The sequence below is a fragment of the Streptomyces sp. NPDC003393 genome (assembly GCF_053589015.1).
Window position 1 is genome coordinate 18,159 of the sequence record NZ_JBSFRB010000018.1, and the last position, 16,286, is coordinate 34,444.

Below are 16,286 nucleotides of genomic sequence, written 5' to 3' on the forward strand. Positions count from 1 at the left end.
TGACGGGAGCGCCGTCGGCTGTCGGCCGGAGCGTCGGCTGTCGGCCGGAGCGTCGGCTGGAGGTGGGTGCGTGAGTGCGATGGCGGGGCCGGCAGCGCGTCGGGTGGCTGTTCTGGCCGCTCTGGGGCTCGGCGCGGTGTGGTGGTGGGCGATGCTGCGGCTGGTCCTGTCGGACGGCGCGGGAGTGCTGGAGGGCGCGATCGCGGCAGGTGGGTGGGGGCTGAGCGTGCTGCCCGTGCACTGCGTGCCCAAGGAGTCGGTGCCCAGGACTTCCGCCGTCGGGACAGCTGCCCCCGGGGACGACGCGGTGGGCCACTGAATCCGGGTGTCACCTGGTCGTACGGCGGTAACGTTCCCGCCACCTCTGCGGGGAACCCGGCGCCGGAGCGGGACCGCCCTGGCAGCTGGGACACCAGTACGTCGGGCGCTCCTGCGAGCCGTCGCCCTGGTCGGCCACGCGCACGGAGGTGCCGCAGCGCAGACAGGGCCGTGGCGCCCGGCCGTACACGAACAGGTCCTGGCCGCGCACGCCCGTGGTCCGGCGGACCGGGCGGTCGCGGTTGGCCTCCAGCAGGCTCTTCGCGAGCGGCGGCAGCTTCGCGGCGCGCTCGGTGGGCAGGGCGCCCACGGCCAGCCATGGGGTCACGCCGAGCAGGAAGCAGATCTCGCTCTTGTAGACGTTGCCGATGCCGGCGAGATTGCGCTGGTCGAGCAGGGCCTCGCCGAGCGGGCGGGCGGGGTCGGCCAGGAGGTTGGCCAGTGCCAGGTCGCCGTCCCAGTCCGGGCCGAGGAGGTCCGGACCTAGGTGGCCGACGGTGCGGTCCTCCTCGGTGGTGCGCATCAGGTCGAGCACCTGGAGGCGGTAGCCGACGGCCGTGCGGCCGGGCGTGGCGAGTACGGCACGGATCTGGTGGCCGGGGCCGCCCTTCCAGCGTTCGCCGTCCCCGTAGACCCTCCAGGCGCCCTCCATCAGCAGATGCGAGTGCAGGGTCAGGCCGCCCTCGATCCGGGTGAGCAGATGCTTGCCGCGCGAGACCGTGTCCAGGACGGTCCGGCCGGACAGGTCCACCGTCGCGTACTTCGGCACCCGGAAGTCGCTTCTGGTCAGCGCCTTACCCGCCAGGGCGTCGTGCAGTCGCCTCGCGGTCTGCCAGACCGTGTCACCTTCGGGCATGTGTCCAGCCTGACACGTTCCCGCGCACGGGCGTTCCGGTCGTGTTCCGGCGCACGTCCGCTCCGTTCCGGTTCCCGGGCACGTGCGGTCCGGTCGTGATTGCGCGCACGTCCGCCCCGCTCGTGGTTCCCCGCGCATCCGCCCCGGTCATGCGCGCAGGCGCAGCCCGCGCGGGGTGGCGATGAAGCCCGCACCCTCCAGGAGACTGCCGAGGGGCGCGGTCAGAGCCGAGGCGCCGTTGACGCGCTCCACCGTGACCGTGCCCAGGGAGCCCGCGCGGGCGGCGGCGGCCAGCGCCTCGGCGGCCGCACCCAGGCGCGGGTCGTCGCCGGCCTCGGTCTCCGGGTCGGCGGGCCAGGCCAGCAGGGTCTTGCCACCGCGCTCCATGTAGAGGGTCAACTCGCCGTCCACGAGCACCACCAGCGAGCCGGCCTTGCGACCGGGCTTGTGCCCGGCGCCGGTCGGCGGTTCCGGCCAGGGCAGGGCGGCACCGTAGGCGTTCGCGGGGTCGGCGGCGGCCAGGACGACCGTCCGGGAGTCCGCGGAGCCGCCACGGCCACGCCGGGCGCCGGGACCGGAGCCGCCGTACGGCAGAGACTGACCGCCGCCCCGTGGCCCGCCGTAGCCCGGTGACGGGAGGTCCCTGGGGGAGACGTACTCGTCCGGCGAGGAGCGCCCGGTGGCCCGCCAGTCGGCGTCACCGCCGAAGCCGGAGGCGCCGGGACCGATGTCGCCGGGACCGACGCCGCCGAAGCCGCCGGACGGTTCGAAGGGATGGGCCCAGTCGAGGCCGCCGGGCGGTCCGGAGACGTCCGGCGGCCGGAAGCCGTCGGGGGAGCCGAAAGCGTCCGGGCTCGCGCCGCCCGCGAAAGCCGGACCGGGCAGGCCCTCGCCCCGCTCCCGTGCGTTGGCCACCGCGCGGAGCCGGTCGACCGCACCGTCCATGGCGAACTGTGCCGCGCCCAGACCCTCCACCACATAGCCCCGTCGGGCCTGGCCGCTCTCCTCGAAGACGGACAGGACCCGGTACACGGCCGAGAACCCGCCCTCGACGCCCTCCGCGGACACCGCTCCCCGCGTGACCACACCATGCCGGTCGAGGAGGGTGCGGGCGAGCGCGTGGGCGCGCACGGTGGCGTCGGTGTCGCGGGCGGGCAGCAGGGACCAGCGTCCGGCGACCGTCGGCGGGCCGCCACGCGAGGCGGGACGGGCGGCGGCCGTCAACGAGCCGTAGCGCCCCCGCGGAACGGCGCGCTTGGCACGGTGGGCGGTGGAGCCGGCGGTGCGACCCGAGCCCAGCAGGGAACGCATCGGCGCCAGTGTGTCGTTGGTGAGCCGCCCCGACCAGGCCAGGTCCCAGAGGGCGTCGGCCAGTTCGGGATCCGTGGCCTCGGGGTGAGTGGTCGCCCGGACCCGGTCGGCGATCTGACGGAAGAACAGGCCGTAGCCGCCGGAAAGGGCGTCCAGGACCGATTGGTGCAGCGCTGTCAACTCCAGCGGGTGCGGGGGCGGCAGGAGGAGCGGGGCCGCGTCCGCGAGGTACAAGGAGACCCAGCCGTCCTTGCCGGGCAGTGCCCCCGCGCCGGCCCACACCACTTCGCCGGCCGCGGTGAGTTCGTCGAGCATCGACGGGGTGTAGTCCGCCACGCGTGAGGGCAGGACCAGCTTCTCCAGCGCCGAGGCCGGCACGGAGGCGCCCTGCAACTGCTCGATCGCCCGCACCAGTCCGTCGATGCCACGCAGGCCGTGTCCCCTGCCGATGTGCTGCCACTGGGGCAGGAACTGGGCGAGTGCGGTCGGCGGCACCGGCTCCAGCTCGTGCCGGAGCGCGGCCAGCGAGCGGCGGCGCAGCCGGCGCAGCACCGCCGCGTCGCACCACTCCTGGCCGATGCCCGCCGGGTGGAACTCGCCCTGGACGACGCGGCCGTTCGCGGCGAGCCGTTGCAGCGCGCCCTCCGTGACCGCCACGCCCAGGCCGAAACGGGCCGCCGCCGTGGCCGAGGTGAACGGGCCGTGGGTGCGGGCGTACCGTGCGAGGAGGTCGCCCAGCGGGTCCTTCACCGGCTCGGTGAACGCCTCCGGTACCCCCACCGGCAGGGCGGTGCCGAGCGCGTCGCGCAGTCGGCCCGCGTCCTCGATCGCGGCCCAGTGGTCCGCCCCGGCGATCCGGACCCGGATGGCCCGGCGGGCACCGGCCAGTCCCCGCGCCCAGCCCGGCTCCGCACCCCGCTCGGCCAGCTCCTCGTCGGTGAGCGGGCCGAGCAGCCGCAGGACGTCCGCGACGCCCTCGACGTCCTTGACCCGGCGGTCCTCGGTCAGCCACTGCAGCTCCCGCTCCAGCTCGACCAGCACCTCGGCGTCGAGCAGTTCGCGCAGCTCCGCCTGGCCCAGCAGCTCGGCCAGCAGCCGTGAGTCCAGGGACAGGGCGGCGGCGCGGCGCTCGGCGAGCGGCGAGTCGCCCTCGTACAGGAACTGGGCGACGTATCCGAAGAGCAGCGAGCGCGCGAAGGGGGAGGGCTCGGGCGTGGTGACCTCGACCAGGCGGACCTTGCGGGACTCGATGTCCCCCATCAGCTCCACCAGGCCGGGGACGTCGAAGACGTCCTGGAGGCACTCGCGGACCGCTTCCAGGACGATCGGGAAGGACCCGAACTCACTCGCCACCTGGAGCAGTTGGGCCGCGCGCTGGCGCTGCTGCCAGAGCGGGGTGCGCTTGCCGGGGTTGCGGCGCGGCAGCAGCAGCGCGCGGGCGGCGCACTCGCGGAAGCGGGAGGCGAACAGGGCCGAGCCGCCGACCTGGTCGGTGACGACCTGGTCCACCTCGCCCTTGTCGAACGCGACGTCCGCCGCGCCCACGGGCGCCTGCTCGGTGTCGTACTCCAGGCCGGCCTTCACGGGCTCCTGGTCGAGGAGGTCCAGGCCCATCAGGTCGGCGTCGGGAAGGCGCAGCACGATGCCGTCGTCGGCGTGCATGACCTGTGCGTCCATGCCGTACCGCTCGGACAGGCGGGCGCCGAGGGCCAGTGCCCACGGGGCGTGCACCTGGGCGCCGAACGGCGAGTGCACCACCACCCGCCAGTCGCCCAGCTCGTCGCGGAAGCGCTCCACGACGATCGTGCGGTCGTCGGGGACATGGCCGCACGCCTCGCGTTGCTCCTTCAGATACGCGAGGACGTTGTCCGCGGCCCAGGCGTCGAGGCCGGCGGCGAGCAGCCTGAGCCGCGCGTCCTCGTCCGGCAGGGAGCCGACCTCGCGCAGGAACGCGCCCACGGCGCGGCCCAGTTCCAGCGGGCGGCCCAGCTGGTCGCCCTTCCAGAACGGCAGCCGGCCGGGCACGCCCGGCGCGGGGGAGACCAGGACCCGGTCGCGGGTGATGTCCTCGATGCGCCACGAGCTGGTACCGAGCGTGAAGACGTCGCCGACCCGGGACTCGTAGACCATCTCCTCGTCCAGCTCGCCGACCCGGCCGCCGCCCTTCTTCGGATCGGAGCCGGCGAGGAACACCCCGAACAGTCCCCGGTCGGGGATCGTGCCCCCGGAGGTGACGGCGAGGCGCTGCGCGCCGGGACGGCCGGTGACCGTGCCCGCCACCCGGTCCCACACCACGCGCGGGCGCAGCTCCGCGAACGCGTCGGACGGGTAGCGGCCGGCGAGCATGTCGAGGACGGCCGTGAACGCCGACTCCGGCAGGGAGGCGAACGGCGCGGCCCTGCGGACCAGGGCCAGCAGGTCGTCGACCTGCCAGGTGTCCAGGGCCGTCATGGCGACCAGCTGCTGGGCGAGGACGTCCAGGGGATTGGCGGGCACCCGGAGGGACTCGATGGCGCCGGAGCGCATCCGCTCGGTGACCACCGCGGCCTGGACCAGGTCGCCGCGGTACTTCGGGAAGACCACTCCGGTGGACACCGCGCCGACCTGGTGTCCCGCGCGGCCGACGCGCTGGAGACCGGAGGCGACGGACGGCGGCGACTCCACCTGCACGACGAGGTCCACGGCGCCCATGTCGATGCCCAGCTCCAGGCTGGACGTGGCCACCACCGCAGGGAGACGGCCCGCCTTCAGGTCCTCCTCGACGAGCGCCCGCTGCTCCTTGGAAACCGAGCCGTGGTGGGCGCGGGCGATGACCGCGGGCGCGCCGTGCGCGGCGCCGGAGCCGCCCATCAGCTCGGCCGGTGAGTGGTGCTCGTCCAGGGACTGGCCGGTCGCGCGCTCGTACGCGATCTCGTTGAGCCGGTTGCACAGGCGCTCGGCGAGCCGGCGCGAGTTGGCGAACACGATCGTCGAACGGTGGGCCTGGACCAGGTCCGCGATCCGCTCCTCGACATGCGGCCAGATCGAGGGCCGCTCCGCGCCGTCGCCCCCGTCGGCGGCAGGTGAGCCACCGAGCTCGCCCATGTCCTCGATCGGGACGACGACCGACAGGTCGAACTCCTTGCCGGACTCCGGCTGGACGATCTCCACCTTGCGACGCGGGGACAGATAGCGAGCGATCTCGTCGACCGGGCGGACGGTCGCGGACAGGCCGATGCGGCGAGCCGGCCTCGGCAGCAGCTCGTCCAGCCGCTCCAGGGACAGGGCGAGGTGGGCGCCGCGCTTGGTGCCCGCGACGGCGTGCACCTCGTCCAGGATCACCGTCTCGACACCGGTCAGCGCGTCACGCGTGGCCGACGTCAGCATCAGGAACAGCGACTCGGGCGTGGTGATCAAAATGTCCGGCGGGCGGGTGGACAGCGCGCGGCGCTCGGCGGCGGGGGTGTCGCCGGAGCGGATGCCGACCCTCACCTCCGGCTCCGGCAGACCGAGGCGGACGGACTCCTGCCGGATGCCGGTGAGCGGGCTGCGCAGGTTGCGTTCCACGTCGACGGCCAGGGCCTTCAGCGGGGACACGTACAGCACTCGGCAGCGCTTCCTCGGCTCGGCCGGGGGCGGGGCGGAGGCCAGCTGGTCCAGGGCGGCGAGGAAGGCGGCCAGGGTCTTGCCGGAGCCGGTCGGGGCGACCACCAGCACGTCCGAGCCCGCGCCGATGGCCTGCCACGCGCCCGCCTGGGCCGCGGTGGGCGCGGAGAAAGCCCCGGTGAACCAGCCGCGGGTCGCGGGGGAGAAGCCGTCGAGGGCCCGGTGTGCATCGCTGACCATGCGTCCATCGTGCACCCGGCGACTGACAATGGGGGCTGACCTGGGCCTTCGCCTCCGGCGGGGCGGGTCGCCTCGCGGATCCGGCCGGTCGGCAGCGCGTAGGCACCGGTGGTCTCGGGAAAATTCCCCCCGTGCCTCGCGGAGAATGGGTCCATGGCGTCGGGAGCGGGCGAGGAGCGGGCACGGCACTGGCGGTACGAGGAGCTGCCCGGTGTCGATCTCCTGCGGGCCCGGTACGTCCGCAAGGAGTTCGTGCGACACACCCATGAGCACTTCGTGATCGCCGCCATCGCCGAGGGCGTGGAGGTCTTCCACCACCGGGGAGCCGACCAGTACGCGGGACCCGGGGCCCTCGCCCTGGTCAATCCCGACACCCCGCACACGGGACGGGCGGGAGTCCCGGAGGGCTGGCGGTACGGGGCGGTGTACCCGGCCCCCGAACTGGTGGCCGAGATCGCCGCGGAGACCACGGGGATCCGCGGGACACCGGGCTTCGTCAGCCCGGTGTTCGAGGACCCGTACGCCGTCGGACTGGTCCACCAGGTGCTGCGCGCCGCCGACGAGGGCAACGCGCTGGCCGCCGACACCCTGCTGAGGGTCGCCGTGACACGGCTGCTGAGGCTGAACGGCGGCACGCTCCCACAGCGGCAGGTGCGCACTGCGGGCGCCCGCATCGCGGCACGCGCGCGTGCCGTGCTCGAGGAGCGCATGGCCGAGCCGCCGACCCTGGAAAGGCTCGCGGCCGACCTCGGGACGAGCCCGTTCGCCCTGCTGCGGGCCTTCAGGCACACCTACGGCATGCCCCCGCACACCTGGCTGACCGACGCCCGGGTGCGGCGGGCCAGGCAGCTGCTGGACGAGGGCACCGCACCGGCCCAGGCCGCCGCGGACGTGGGGTTCACCGACCAGTCGCACCTCAGCCGCCACTTCTCCCGGATCGTCGGCGTGCCCCCGGGCGCGTACCAGCGCGAGCGCAAGAACGTACAAGACGCGCGGCCCCGGCTGCTCCTACCGTCCGGGGTGTGGCAGAAGAGACAGCTCTCGCAGACATACGCGCCGGCGGCGCGGGAGAGGACGACGGCGGAAAACCGGACGCCGACGTCGTCCGGGACGCCCTCGGGGTCGGAGTCGCCGTAGGACTGTCCGGGTTCGCCTTCGGGGTGACCTCGGCGGGCGGCGGACTGACGCTGCTCCAGACCTGCGTGCTCAGCCTGCTGGTGTTCACCGGGGCCTCGCAGTTCGCGCTCGTCGGAGCCCTCGCGGCCGGGGGCAACCCCTTCACGGCGGCCGCCGGCGCCTTCTTCCTGGGCGTGCGCAACGCGTTCTACGGACTGCGCCTGTCCCAGCTGCTGGCCCTCCCGCGCGGGCTGCGGCCGCTGGCCGCGCAATGGGTCATCGACGAGACCACCGCGGTGACCCTCGCGCAGCCCACGCGCCGCAGCGCCCGGATCGGCTTCACCGTCACCGGGGCCGCCCTGTACGTCCTGTGGAACCTCACCACGCTGCTCGGCGCGCTGGGCGCCGAGGCCATCGGGGACACCGACGCCTGGGGCCTGGACGCCGCCGGTCCCGCGGTGTTCCTCGCGCTGCTCGCTCCCATGCTGAAGACCGGCACCGAGCGGGCCGTCGCCGGTCTCGCCGTGCTCCTGGGGCTCGGTCTGTTCACCGTGCTTCCCGCCGGGGTGCCGGTCCTGGTCGCCGCGCTGGCCGCGCCGGCCGTGCTGTACCTGGAGGGACGCCGCAGGGACGGTGCCCGTGCCGACGTGGGAGAGGACGACGGGCGTTGAACACCTGGATCGCGGTCGCCGTGACCGCCCTCGGCTGCTACGCCGTCAAGCTGGCCGGGCTGCTCGTTCCGGCGGACGCCCTGGAACGGCCGCTGGTGAAGCGGCTCGCCGCACTGCTTCCCGTCGCGCTGCTCGCCGCCCTCACCGCCCAGCAGACATTCGCCGACGGGCGCGCGCTCGTCCTGGACGCCCGGGCGGCCGGGCTCGCGGCCGCCGCTGTGGCTCTGGTCCTGCGGGCACCCTTCCTGCTCGTCGTCGCGGCGGCCGTGCTGGTGACGGCCGGGGTGCGGGCCATGGGCGGGTGAGACGCGGGCCCCGGCGGCCACGCCGTCCACGGCGTGGCCGCCGGCGGACGGCCCGGCCAGGGGCCATCCCAGGGGCTGGATACTGGGGGCATGCGGTTGACGGTCTTCTGGGAACGGATGGCGGAGCACTTCGGTGCCGGATACGCCGACACCTTCGCACGTGATCACGTGATGTCCGAGCTCGGCGGGCGCACGGTGCACGAGGCGCTGGCGGCCGGCTGGGAGGCCAAGGACGTGTGGCGCGTGGTCTGTCAGGTCATGAACGTGCCGCGGGAGAGGCGCTGACCGCATCTCCCGGTCGCGGGAGTGTGCCGGGCTGTCGGTGGCGTGCGGGAGACTTGCACCGTGGCACCCACTGACGAGTCCGGGCAGACGGCCCAGCACGCACCCCCGACCGATACGACGCCGCCTTCCCGGCCCCGGGCCGCCGGCGCCGCCGGGCCGGGCGCCCGCATGCCGCACTGGCTGCCCCGCGCGATGGTGCTCGCGCTGGCGCTGATCGCCGCGTTCCAGCTCGGCAGCTGGGCCTTCCACCAGCTCACCGCCCTGCTGATCAACATCCTCATCGCGTTCTTCCTGGCCCTGGCCATCGAGCCCGCGGTGAGCCGCATGGCCGCCCGCGGCATGCGCCGGGGCATCGCGACCTTCCTGGTCTTCCTCGGCCTGGCGATCGCCACGGCGGGCTTCGTCACCCTGCTCGGCTCCATACTCGCCGGACAGATGATCAAGATGGTCGAAGGCTTCCCGGACTACCTCGACTCCGTCATCAACTGGGTCAACGCCACGTTCCACACCGACCTCAGACGGGTGGACGTCCAGGAGGGCCTGCTCCACTCCGACTGGCTGCGCAAGTACGCGCAGAACAGCGCGGCGGGGGTGCTCGACGTGTCCGCACAGGTGCTGGGCGGCCTGTTCCGGCTGCTGACGATCGGGCTGTTCTCGTTCTACTTCGCCGCCGACGGGCCACGGCTGCGCCGCACCGTATGCTCCGTGCTGCCGCCCGCCCGCCAGGCCGAGGTGCTGCGCGCCTGGGAGATCGCCGTCGACAAGACGGGCGGGTACCTGTACTCGCGCGGACTGATGGCGCTCATCTCGGGCATCGCCCACTACATCCTGCTGGAGGCCCTGGGCGTGCCGTACGCGCCCGTGCTCGGCGTCTGGGTGGGTCTGGTCTCGCAGTTCATCCCCACCATCGGCACCTATCTCGCGGGCGCCCTGCCGATGCTGATCGCTTTCACGGTCGACCCGTGGTACGCGCTGTGGGTGCTGGGTTTCGTGGTGATCTACCAGCAGTTCGAGAACTACGTGCTGCAGCCCAAGCTGACCTCGAAGACCGTCGACATCCACCCTGCCGTCGCCTTCGGCTCGGTGATCGCGGGCACCGCGCTGCTCGGCGCCGTCGGCGCGCTGATCGCGATTCCGGCGGTCGCCACACTGCAGGCGTTCCTGGGGGCGTACGTGAAGCGGTACGCCGTCACGGACGATCCCCGCGTCCATGGCCACCGCAGCCGGGTCACGGCACCGGGCCTGCTCACACGCGCGCGAAGGCTGTGGATCCGGCCGGCCGAGGCGGAGGAGGCCGGGACGCCGGACTCCACGGCTCCGGCCGTGTCCGGGACGGCGGACGCCTCGCGGGGGCCGGTGGTGGCCGGGGAGAGCCCCTCGGGTGAGTAGTGACCGAGGCCGGTGGCTTCCAGCCGGTGAGCTTCATCGAGTGCGGGAGTCCGGCGGAGTTCAGTGGGCGAGGGCTGCCCAGATCCCGGCTCCGCAGACGGCGGCCGCGTAGGCGGCGACCGCGGCGGTGAGGATCCGCCGGCGGACCGGCTCGCCCAAGGACGTACGGGACAGCAGCCAGGCCAGTGCGGGCAGGACCAGTACCGCGTGCAGGCTCACCCCGTGCAGCGGCTTGAGCGGGGCCGTCGAGTGGTACGCCGCCTGCTGGTGACCGGTCCGGGTCAGCACCACACCCCGCGCGATCATGGCGGCGCCCGAGGCCAGGGCGATCAGCAGGATCGCGAAGCCCGAGCGCAGCGCGAGCGCCATCCCGGCGGGACCGGCCGGCCGTCGCCGGAAGGACACGGTCGCGAACGCGGTCAGAAGCACCACGAGGACGCCGCCGCCCACCGCGAGCGTCATCGACACCGCCGTGTCGAAGGGCGTCTCCATGTTCAGGTGCGAGGGCACCCGCCGCCACGCCTGCAGGGTGATCCCGCCGACTTCGAGGACGCAGTCGGCGGCGAGGACGACGAGGAGCGCCGTCCGCAGCCGCTCCCCGACGCGCAGATACGACGTGACCCAGGTGAGCGCGATCAGCGTCACTCCGAAGGACAGCCCGAACGTGAAGGGCTTGCGCCAGGAGACCGGCCCGTCCCACGGCCCGCCGTCGATCGCGAACACGACCAGGTGTGCCAGGCCGGACAGCACCAGGAGCAGGCCGGTGGCGTGGCACAGCCGCTCGGCGGGGCGCAGCGCGCGGGCGTGCGCGGACAGGACGGACGGGCGAAGCGGGAACGTGGAGACTGCCATGGCGCAAGCCTCGCGAAGGCGCCGTGGACCGTCGTCGTCCGGTCGAAGGCACCCGGTCTACCGCGCGCGGAGTAGGCGGGAAGACCGGCGGGCGGCCGGGGCGTGCCGAGGTGCGGGCGAGCTTGACACGAAAATCGAACATCTATTCTTATGGATGCTCCGGCGCCGCTCGACGGAGGGGATTTCGCCCCGTTGTGGGGTAGAAGGTCCCTTGGTTATCCACAGGCCGGACGTGCGTCGAGGCGCATTGTCAGTGGCAGGCGTTAGCGTCTTTGACGTGAAGCGATCGACTCAAGCAAACCGGGTGGAACCCATGGCAGGAACCGACCGCGAGAAGGCGCTCGACGCCGCGCTCGCACAGATTGAACGGCAATTCGGCAAGGGCGCGGTCATGCGCATGGGCGAGCGGTCGAAGGAGCCCATCGAGGTCATCCCGACCGGGTCGACCGCACTCGACGTGGCCCTCGGCGTCGGCGGCCTGCCGCGCGGCCGTGTCGTGGAGATCTACGGCCCGGAATCCTCCGGCAAGACGACCCTGACCCTGCACGCCGTGGCGAACGCGCAGAAGGCCGGCGGTCAGGTCGCCTTCGTGGACGCCGAGCACGCTCTCGACCCGGAGTACGCGCGCAAGCTCGGTGTCGACATCGACAACCTGATCCTCTCCCAGCCGGACAACGGCGAGCAGGCGCTGGAGATCGTGGACATGCTGGTCCGCTCCGGGGCGCTGGACCTCATCGTCATCGACTCGGTGGCCGCGCTCGTCCCGCGGGCGGAGATCGAGGGTGAGATGGGCGACTCGCACGTGGGTCTGCAGGCCCGTCTCATGAGCCAGGCCCTGCGTAAGATCACCAGCGCGCTCAACCAGTCGAAGACCACCGCGATCTTCATCAACCAGCTGCGCGAGAAGATCGGCGTGATGTTCGGCTCCCCGGAGACCACGACCGGTGGCCGGGCGCTGAAGTTCTACGCCTCCGTGCGCATCGACATCCGCCGTATCGAGACCCTGAAGGACGGCACCGAGGCGGTCGGCAACCGCACCCGCTGCAAGGTCGTCAAGAACAAGGTCGCTCCGCCCTTCAAGCAGGCCGAGTTCGACATCCTCTACGGCCAGGGCATCAGCCGCGAGGGCGGCTTGATCGACATGGGCGTCGAGCACGGCTTCGTCCGCAAGGCCGGCGCCTGGTACACCTACGAGGGCGACCAGCTCGGCCAGGGCAAGGAGAACGCGCGCAACTTCCTCAAGGACAACCCCGACCTGGCCAACGAGATCGAGAAGAAGATCAAGGAGAAGCTGGGCGTCGGCGTGCGGCCGGAGGAGCCGGCCACCGAGCCGGGCGCGGACGCGGCGGTCTCCGCCGCCCCGGCCGACGCGGCCAAGACGGTGCCCGCCCCGGCGGCCGCCAAGGCCACCAAGGCCAAGGCCGCCGCGGCCAAGAGCTGACCCGTGACACGACGAACCGACTGGGCCGAGTACGAGTACGGACACACCGCTTCCGGTGCCCCACGGGGGAGGGGCACCGGGGACCGGCCCGGTACGGGCGCCGACGGTACCGGTGCGGACGGGGACGACGACGCGTACCGGCCGCACGGCGCCACGGCAGGCTCACATACGGGTGGTGGCTCACGCCGGGACGGCTCGCGTGACGGCGGGCCGCGCGGCGGGCGCGGGCGTCGCCGGCGGGGCTTCGGCGAGGCGGCGGCCGTGGCGGACGGGGACACCTCTTCCTTGTCGAGGGCCGAGCAGGGGGAGTCTCCGGGGGACCCGGTGGAGCGGGCGCGAGCCATCTGTCTGCGCCTGCTCACCGGGACCCCACGCACCCGTAAGCAGCTCGCGGACGCCCTGCGCAAGCGGGAGATCCCGGACGAGGCCGCGGAGCACGTGCTGTCCCGGTTCGAGGAGGTCGGGCTGATCGACGACAGCGCGTTCGCGGACGCGTGGGTGGAGTCGCGGCACCACGGGCGGGGTCTGGCCAGCCGGGCGCTCGCCCAGGAACTGCGCACCAAGGGCGTCGACGCCGCGCTGATCGACGAGGCCGTCGGCCGGCTCGACGGCGAGCAGGAGGAGGCCACCGCCCGCGAACTCGTCGCCCGCAAGCTGCGCTCCACCCGGGGCCTGGACCGCGACAAGCGGCTGCGCCGCCTGGCCGGCATGCTCGCCCGCAAGGGCTACTCGCAGGGACTGGCCCTGCGGGTGGTCCGACAGGCGCTGGAGGAAGAGGGCGAGGACTCGGAGTTCCTCGCCGACGAGGAATACTGAGACAGCGGCTACGGAGCCCACGCCGTCACCGGGAGGCCGGCCGCCCGCCAGGCCTGGAAGCCGCCGATCAGATCGGTCGCCCGGTACAGGCCCAACTGGTGCAGGGACACGGCCGCCAGACTCGACGCGTAGCCCTCGTTGCAGACGATCACGAAGCGCAGATCGTGGCCGGTGGCCTCGGGGAGGCGGTGGCTGCCGCGAGGGTCGAGCCGCCACTCGAGTTCGTTGCGCTCGACGACGAGGGCGCCCGGGATCAGCCCGTCCCGCTCGCGCAGCGCGGCGTAGCGGATGTCCACCAGCCGGGCCTCTTTGGCCCGGGCGGCGGCGTACGCCTCCCGCGGCTCGATGCGCTCGTAGCCCTGGCGCACCCGCTCCAGCAACTCGTCGATCCCGATCGTTTGTTCTTGCGCGTCGTTCACTGCCGTTCCTCCGGTCTCGTTCACTGCCAGTCCTCCGGGCGCTCGATCTGCTCCAGACGCAATATCTGGCCGGTGCGGCTGTACCGGCGGATCCGCGGCAGCGGTGGGTAGTAGGCGTGCACGGAGATGGCGTGCCGTTCGGTGGACCCGTTGAGTACCTCGTGGACGTGGTGGCGGCCGAAGGAGCGGCCTGTGCCTGCCGGGAGTCGTCGCTCACGGTCCACGTCGTCGGTGAGTTCCAGGGTCTTCCAGCCGTCGGTGGGCAGCCGGGCGGCGAGGGAGTTCTCCGTCAGTTCACCGGCGGCGGTGACGAAGGCTCCGACCGAATCGGCGTGGTCGTGCCAGCCGGTGCCGGTGCCGGGCGGCCACCCGATCAGCCAGGCCTCGCTGCCCGCCGGTCCCTCCAGTCGAACCCAGGTGCGGCCCGCGGGATCGAGCGGCACGGAGGCGATCAGCTCGGCGTCGGCGGCCACCCGCCGCGCGAAGCCGAAAAGCTCCGCCTGGGTGGGTTGCCGGGAAGCGGAAGCGGCCGAAGCCGCCGCGGAGGTCGTGATGGTGGCGGCTGCGGATGCGCTGGGGGAGGAGAAGACAGACACGTATACCGTCCTGAAGAGCGTGCGCGGGAGGCGCGCGACGGCACGGGGCGCAGAGGAGCGCGGGAGGCACGTGAGCGGCGCGCGCGGAAAAAGGGGATGCGAGTTCAGCAGAACGGGTGACAGACGCAGCCCGCATAGCGGACGAGGTCCATATGGACCCTCCGCCACAGGCGTACATCGGTGTCGGTCACGATCCGGAGTACACCACGGCGCACGGAAACCGGTCAACTCACCGTAATCCATGTGGACAACACGGTGACGGTACGTAAGGTCAGGCAGGTGCATCCGGACGTACGGGTGTAGCTGAACACGGGCAGGCGCCGGGACGTCAGCGTGCCCCCGCCTCCGCGCGCGTCTCCGTGTCTGCCGGTCCGCCGAGCGCTGCCTCAGCAGCCGCGTACAGATCGGCGGGGCGCACTCCGCTAAGCGCGGTGACCAGGTGCCCGTCGGGGCGTACCAGGAGCACGGTGTGCGGGGCCGCACCCGGATAGCTCTCGGCGACCAGCAGTTCGGCGTGATGCGGCAGGGCGGTCACCGCGGCCGCCAGCCGCGGCATGATCCCGGCGCCCACCCAGTGCCGGCGCTCCCACACCCCGGTGCCCGGCGCCACCAGCACCACCAGCAGCGCCCCGCGCCCCAGTCGCTCCCGCAACTGCACGAACGACCCGTCCTCCGCCGTCACCACCACGTCGGCGACCGGTGCGCCGAGCGGCGTGTCCACCGGCACCTCCGCCTCGCAGTCCGGGGGCGCGAGCGGCGAGCCGGCGTACGCCCCTGGCGCGCCCAGCGCCCCACGCCCGAGGTGGCCGTCCATCAGCAGTGCGTCGTGCCCGCGCGAGGCCCCGGGGACGTACGAGCGCAGCCCGCCGCCCCCGCGCAGCACAGGAAGTACCTGGTCCGCGGCGCGCAGCCGGGCGGCGACGACCGCCCGCCGCTCCGTCTGGTAGCTGTCCAGCAGGGCCTCGTGGGGCCCGTGGTGCCAGACCGTGGCCAGCTTCCAGGCCAGGTTGTCGGCGTCCCGCAGTCCCTCGTCCAGCCCATGGGTGCCGAACGCGCCCAACAGGTGCGCCGCGTCCCCGGCCACGAAGACGCGGCCGACGCGCCAGCGGCGGGCCAGCCGGTGGTGGACCGTGTGCACTCCGGTGTCGAGCAACTCGTACGCGGGTGCGGACTCGCCGGTCCAGCCGGTCAGGGTCTCCCGGATCCGGGCGACCAGCAGTTCCGGCGTGACCAGGTCCTTGCCGGGCGGCAGCAGCCAGTCCAGCCGCCACGCGCCGTTCCGGAGCGGGCGGGCGGTGATCTCCCCGGCGAAGGGGCCGGTCGTCCGCCACGGAGGCATCCGGTGGAGGAACGCTTCCTCGGGCCGGGGGAGTTCCGTCCGGAGCGCGGCGACGGCATGCCGCTCGACGGCCGTACGGCCGGGGAAGCGGATGTCCTGGAGCTTGCGCACGGTCGAGCGCGGCCCGTCGCAGCCGACCAGGTAACTCCCGCGCCACCAGGTGCCGGCCGGGCCACGCGTGTGCACGGTGACGCCCGCCGCTTCCTGCTCTACGGTGTCGAGCCGGCTGTCGGTCGCCAGTTCGACCAGCGGCTCGCGGGCGACCGCGGCGCGCAGCGCGCCGGTCAGCACGTGCTGGGCGATGTGCAGCGGCGCGGGCAGCCCCGTGCCGACCGTACCCGCCGCACCGGCGGAACCCGCGGCACCGTCCGTCGTGAGGTCGCCGAAGACGACCTCGCCCGTCACCTGCTTGCGCCGCATCAGCCGCCATCCGGCCCAGCGCAACCCGGCCGGGCCGAGCGGCACCCCGGCCAGCCGCTCCACCAGCGCGGCGGTGTCCTCACGCAGCACGACGGTCCGCGCGGCGCGCGGCGCGTCTCGGCCCGGTGTCTCGTCGAGTACGACCGACGGCACCTCCTGGCGCGCCAGCGCCAGAGCGAGCGTGAGCCCGACGGGCCCCGCACCGACGACGATCACCGGGTCCACGGCGCGGCGCCCCCTGCCCGCGGCGGTGTCCTGACGGACAGACGTGAACAAACAGTAGGAGCAGGGTGCACGATCACAGAACGTATGCAACCCATTGCCGCT

General features: G+C 73.4%; 15 protein-coding genes. 8 read left to right on the top strand and 7 right to left on the bottom strand.

Features of this window, described 5'->3' with window-relative positions:
• The first annotated feature begins 79 nt into the window (after positions 1 to 79).
• The gene (locus ACWDUZ_RS19085; RefSeq protein ID WP_451633049.1) at positions 80 to 319 is read left to right on the top strand and encodes a hypothetical protein; all 240 of its coding nucleotides are present in this window, start codon (positions 80 to 82) and stop codon (positions 317 to 319) included.
• A gap of 9 nt (positions 320 to 328) precedes the next feature.
• Here the strand turns inward: ACWDUZ_RS19085 and ACWDUZ_RS19090 are convergent, their stop codons facing one another.
• On the bottom strand, positions 329 to 1,174 hold the full coding sequence (locus tag ACWDUZ_RS19090; RefSeq protein WP_451632957.1) for an Fpg/Nei family DNA glycosylase: 846 nt from the start codon (positions 1,172 to 1,174) through the stop codon (positions 329 to 331).
• A 147-nt stretch (positions 1,175 to 1,321) separates the two neighbouring features.
• Positions 1,322 to 6,310, bottom strand: a complete 4,989-nt coding sequence (locus ACWDUZ_RS19095) for an ATP-dependent helicase (protein ID WP_451632958.1) — start codon at positions 6,308 to 6,310, stop codon at positions 1,322 to 1,324.
• A 153-nt stretch (positions 6,311 to 6,463) separates the two neighbouring features.
• Here ACWDUZ_RS19095 and ACWDUZ_RS19100 point away from each other — a divergent pair, with 153 nt between their 5' ends.
• The 5 genes from ACWDUZ_RS19100 (at position 6,464) to ACWDUZ_RS19120 (ending at position 10,076) form a co-directional block, all read left to right on the top strand.
• Positions 6,464 to 7,447: a helix-turn-helix domain-containing protein gene (locus tag ACWDUZ_RS19100; protein WP_451632959.1), complete on the top strand. Its 984-nt coding sequence runs from the start codon at positions 6,464 to 6,466 to the stop codon at positions 7,445 to 7,447.
• Complete coding sequence (locus tag ACWDUZ_RS19105; protein WP_451632960.1) at positions 7,333 to 8,097, top strand: AzlC family ABC transporter permease; 765 nt, start codon at positions 7,333 to 7,335, stop codon at positions 8,095 to 8,097. Before ACWDUZ_RS19100 ends, ACWDUZ_RS19105 begins: the two co-directional genes overlap by 115 nt.
• Positions 8,094 to 8,402, top strand: a complete 309-nt coding sequence (locus ACWDUZ_RS19110) for an AzlD domain-containing protein (protein ID WP_451632961.1) — start codon at positions 8,094 to 8,096, stop codon at positions 8,400 to 8,402. Before ACWDUZ_RS19105 ends, ACWDUZ_RS19110 begins: the two co-directional genes overlap by 4 nt.
• A 90-nt stretch (positions 8,403 to 8,492) precedes the next feature.
• Positions 8,493 to 8,687 carry a DUF3046 domain-containing protein gene (locus ACWDUZ_RS19115; RefSeq protein WP_358868969.1) on the top strand — a complete coding sequence of 65 codons (195 nt, stop codon included), beginning with the start codon at positions 8,493 to 8,495 and terminating at the stop codon, positions 8,685 to 8,687.
• Positions 8,688 to 8,747: 60 nt separating this feature from the next.
• Positions 8,748 to 10,076, top strand: coding sequence for an AI-2E family transporter (locus tag ACWDUZ_RS19120; RefSeq protein ID WP_451632962.1), 1,329 nt, complete (start codon positions 8,748 to 8,750; stop codon positions 10,074 to 10,076).
• A gap of 60 nt (positions 10,077 to 10,136) precedes the next feature.
• On the opposite strand, the gene ACWDUZ_RS19125 is transcribed toward ACWDUZ_RS19120, so the two are convergent.
• On the bottom strand, positions 10,137 to 10,928 hold the full coding sequence (locus ACWDUZ_RS19125) for a hypothetical protein (RefSeq protein ID WP_451632963.1): 792 nt from the start codon (positions 10,926 to 10,928) through the stop codon (positions 10,137 to 10,139).
• Positions 10,929 to 11,241: 313 nt separating this feature from the next.
• On the opposite strand from ACWDUZ_RS19125, the gene recA reads away from it, so the two are divergent.
• Both recA and recX read left to right on the top strand, forming a co-directional pair.
• Positions 11,242 to 12,369: a recombinase RecA gene (gene recA / locus ACWDUZ_RS19130; protein WP_451632964.1), complete on the top strand. Its 1,128-nt coding sequence runs from the start codon at positions 11,242 to 11,244 to the stop codon at positions 12,367 to 12,369.
• Positions 12,370 to 12,372: 3 nt separating this feature from the next.
• Positions 12,373 to 13,185 carry a recombination regulator RecX gene (gene recX / locus ACWDUZ_RS19135; protein WP_451632965.1) on the top strand — a complete coding sequence of 271 codons (813 nt, stop codon included), beginning with the start codon at positions 12,373 to 12,375 and terminating at the stop codon, positions 13,183 to 13,185.
• 8 nt (positions 13,186 to 13,193) lie between these two features.
• Here recX and ACWDUZ_RS19140 read toward each other — a convergent pair whose 3' ends face one another.
• From ACWDUZ_RS19140 to ACWDUZ_RS19155, 4 genes are all read right to left on the bottom strand, one after another.
• Positions 13,194 to 13,604 carry a rhodanese-like domain-containing protein gene (locus tag ACWDUZ_RS19140; RefSeq protein ID WP_451632966.1) on the bottom strand — a complete coding sequence of 137 codons (411 nt, stop codon included), beginning with the start codon at positions 13,602 to 13,604 and terminating at the stop codon, positions 13,194 to 13,196.
• 20 nt (positions 13,605 to 13,624) lie between these two features.
• Positions 13,625 to 14,158, bottom strand: a complete 534-nt coding sequence (locus tag ACWDUZ_RS19145; RefSeq protein ID WP_451633050.1) for a cysteine dioxygenase — start codon at positions 14,156 to 14,158, stop codon at positions 13,625 to 13,627.
• Positions 14,159 to 14,304: 146 nt separating this feature from the next.
• Positions 14,305 to 14,415 (bottom strand): putative leader peptide, encoded by a 111-nt coding sequence (locus tag ACWDUZ_RS19150; RefSeq protein WP_451632967.1) that lies wholly within the window; start codon positions 14,413 to 14,415, stop codon positions 14,305 to 14,307.
• Positions 14,416 to 14,528: 113 nt separating this feature from the next.
• The gene (locus ACWDUZ_RS19155) at positions 14,529 to 16,184 is read right to left on the bottom strand and encodes an FAD-dependent monooxygenase (RefSeq protein ID WP_451632968.1); all 1,656 of its coding nucleotides are present in this window, start codon (positions 16,182 to 16,184) and stop codon (positions 14,529 to 14,531) included.
• Between the last annotated feature and the right edge of the window lie 102 nt (positions 16,185 to 16,286).

Bases quoted from the DNA above. Each gene is read 5' to 3' on its own strand.
- ACWDUZ_RS19115 (WP_358868969.1), top strand. From the start codon at position 8,493: ATGCGGTTGACGGTCTTCTGGGAACGGATGGCGGAGCACTTCGGTGCC.
- ACWDUZ_RS19100 (WP_451632959.1), top strand. From the start codon at position 6,464: ATGGCGTCGGGAGCGGGCGAGGAGCGGGCACGGCACTGGCGGTACGAG.
- ACWDUZ_RS19090 (WP_451632957.1), bottom strand. From the start codon at position 1,174: ATGCCCGAAGGTGACACGGTCTGGCAGACCGCGAGGCGACTGCACGAC.
- recA (WP_451632964.1), top strand. From the start codon at position 11,242: ATGGCAGGAACCGACCGCGAGAAGGCGCTCGACGCCGCGCTCGCACAG.
- ACWDUZ_RS19125 (WP_451632963.1), bottom strand. From the start codon at position 10,928: ATGGCAGTCTCCACGTTCCCGCTTCGCCCGTCCGTCCTGTCCGCGCAC.
- ACWDUZ_RS19095 (WP_451632958.1), bottom strand. From the start codon at position 6,310: ATGGTCAGCGATGCACACCGGGCCCTCGACGGCTTCTCCCCCGCGACC.
- ACWDUZ_RS19085 (WP_451633049.1), top strand. From the start codon at position 80: ATGGCGGGGCCGGCAGCGCGTCGGGTGGCTGTTCTGGCCGCTCTGGGG.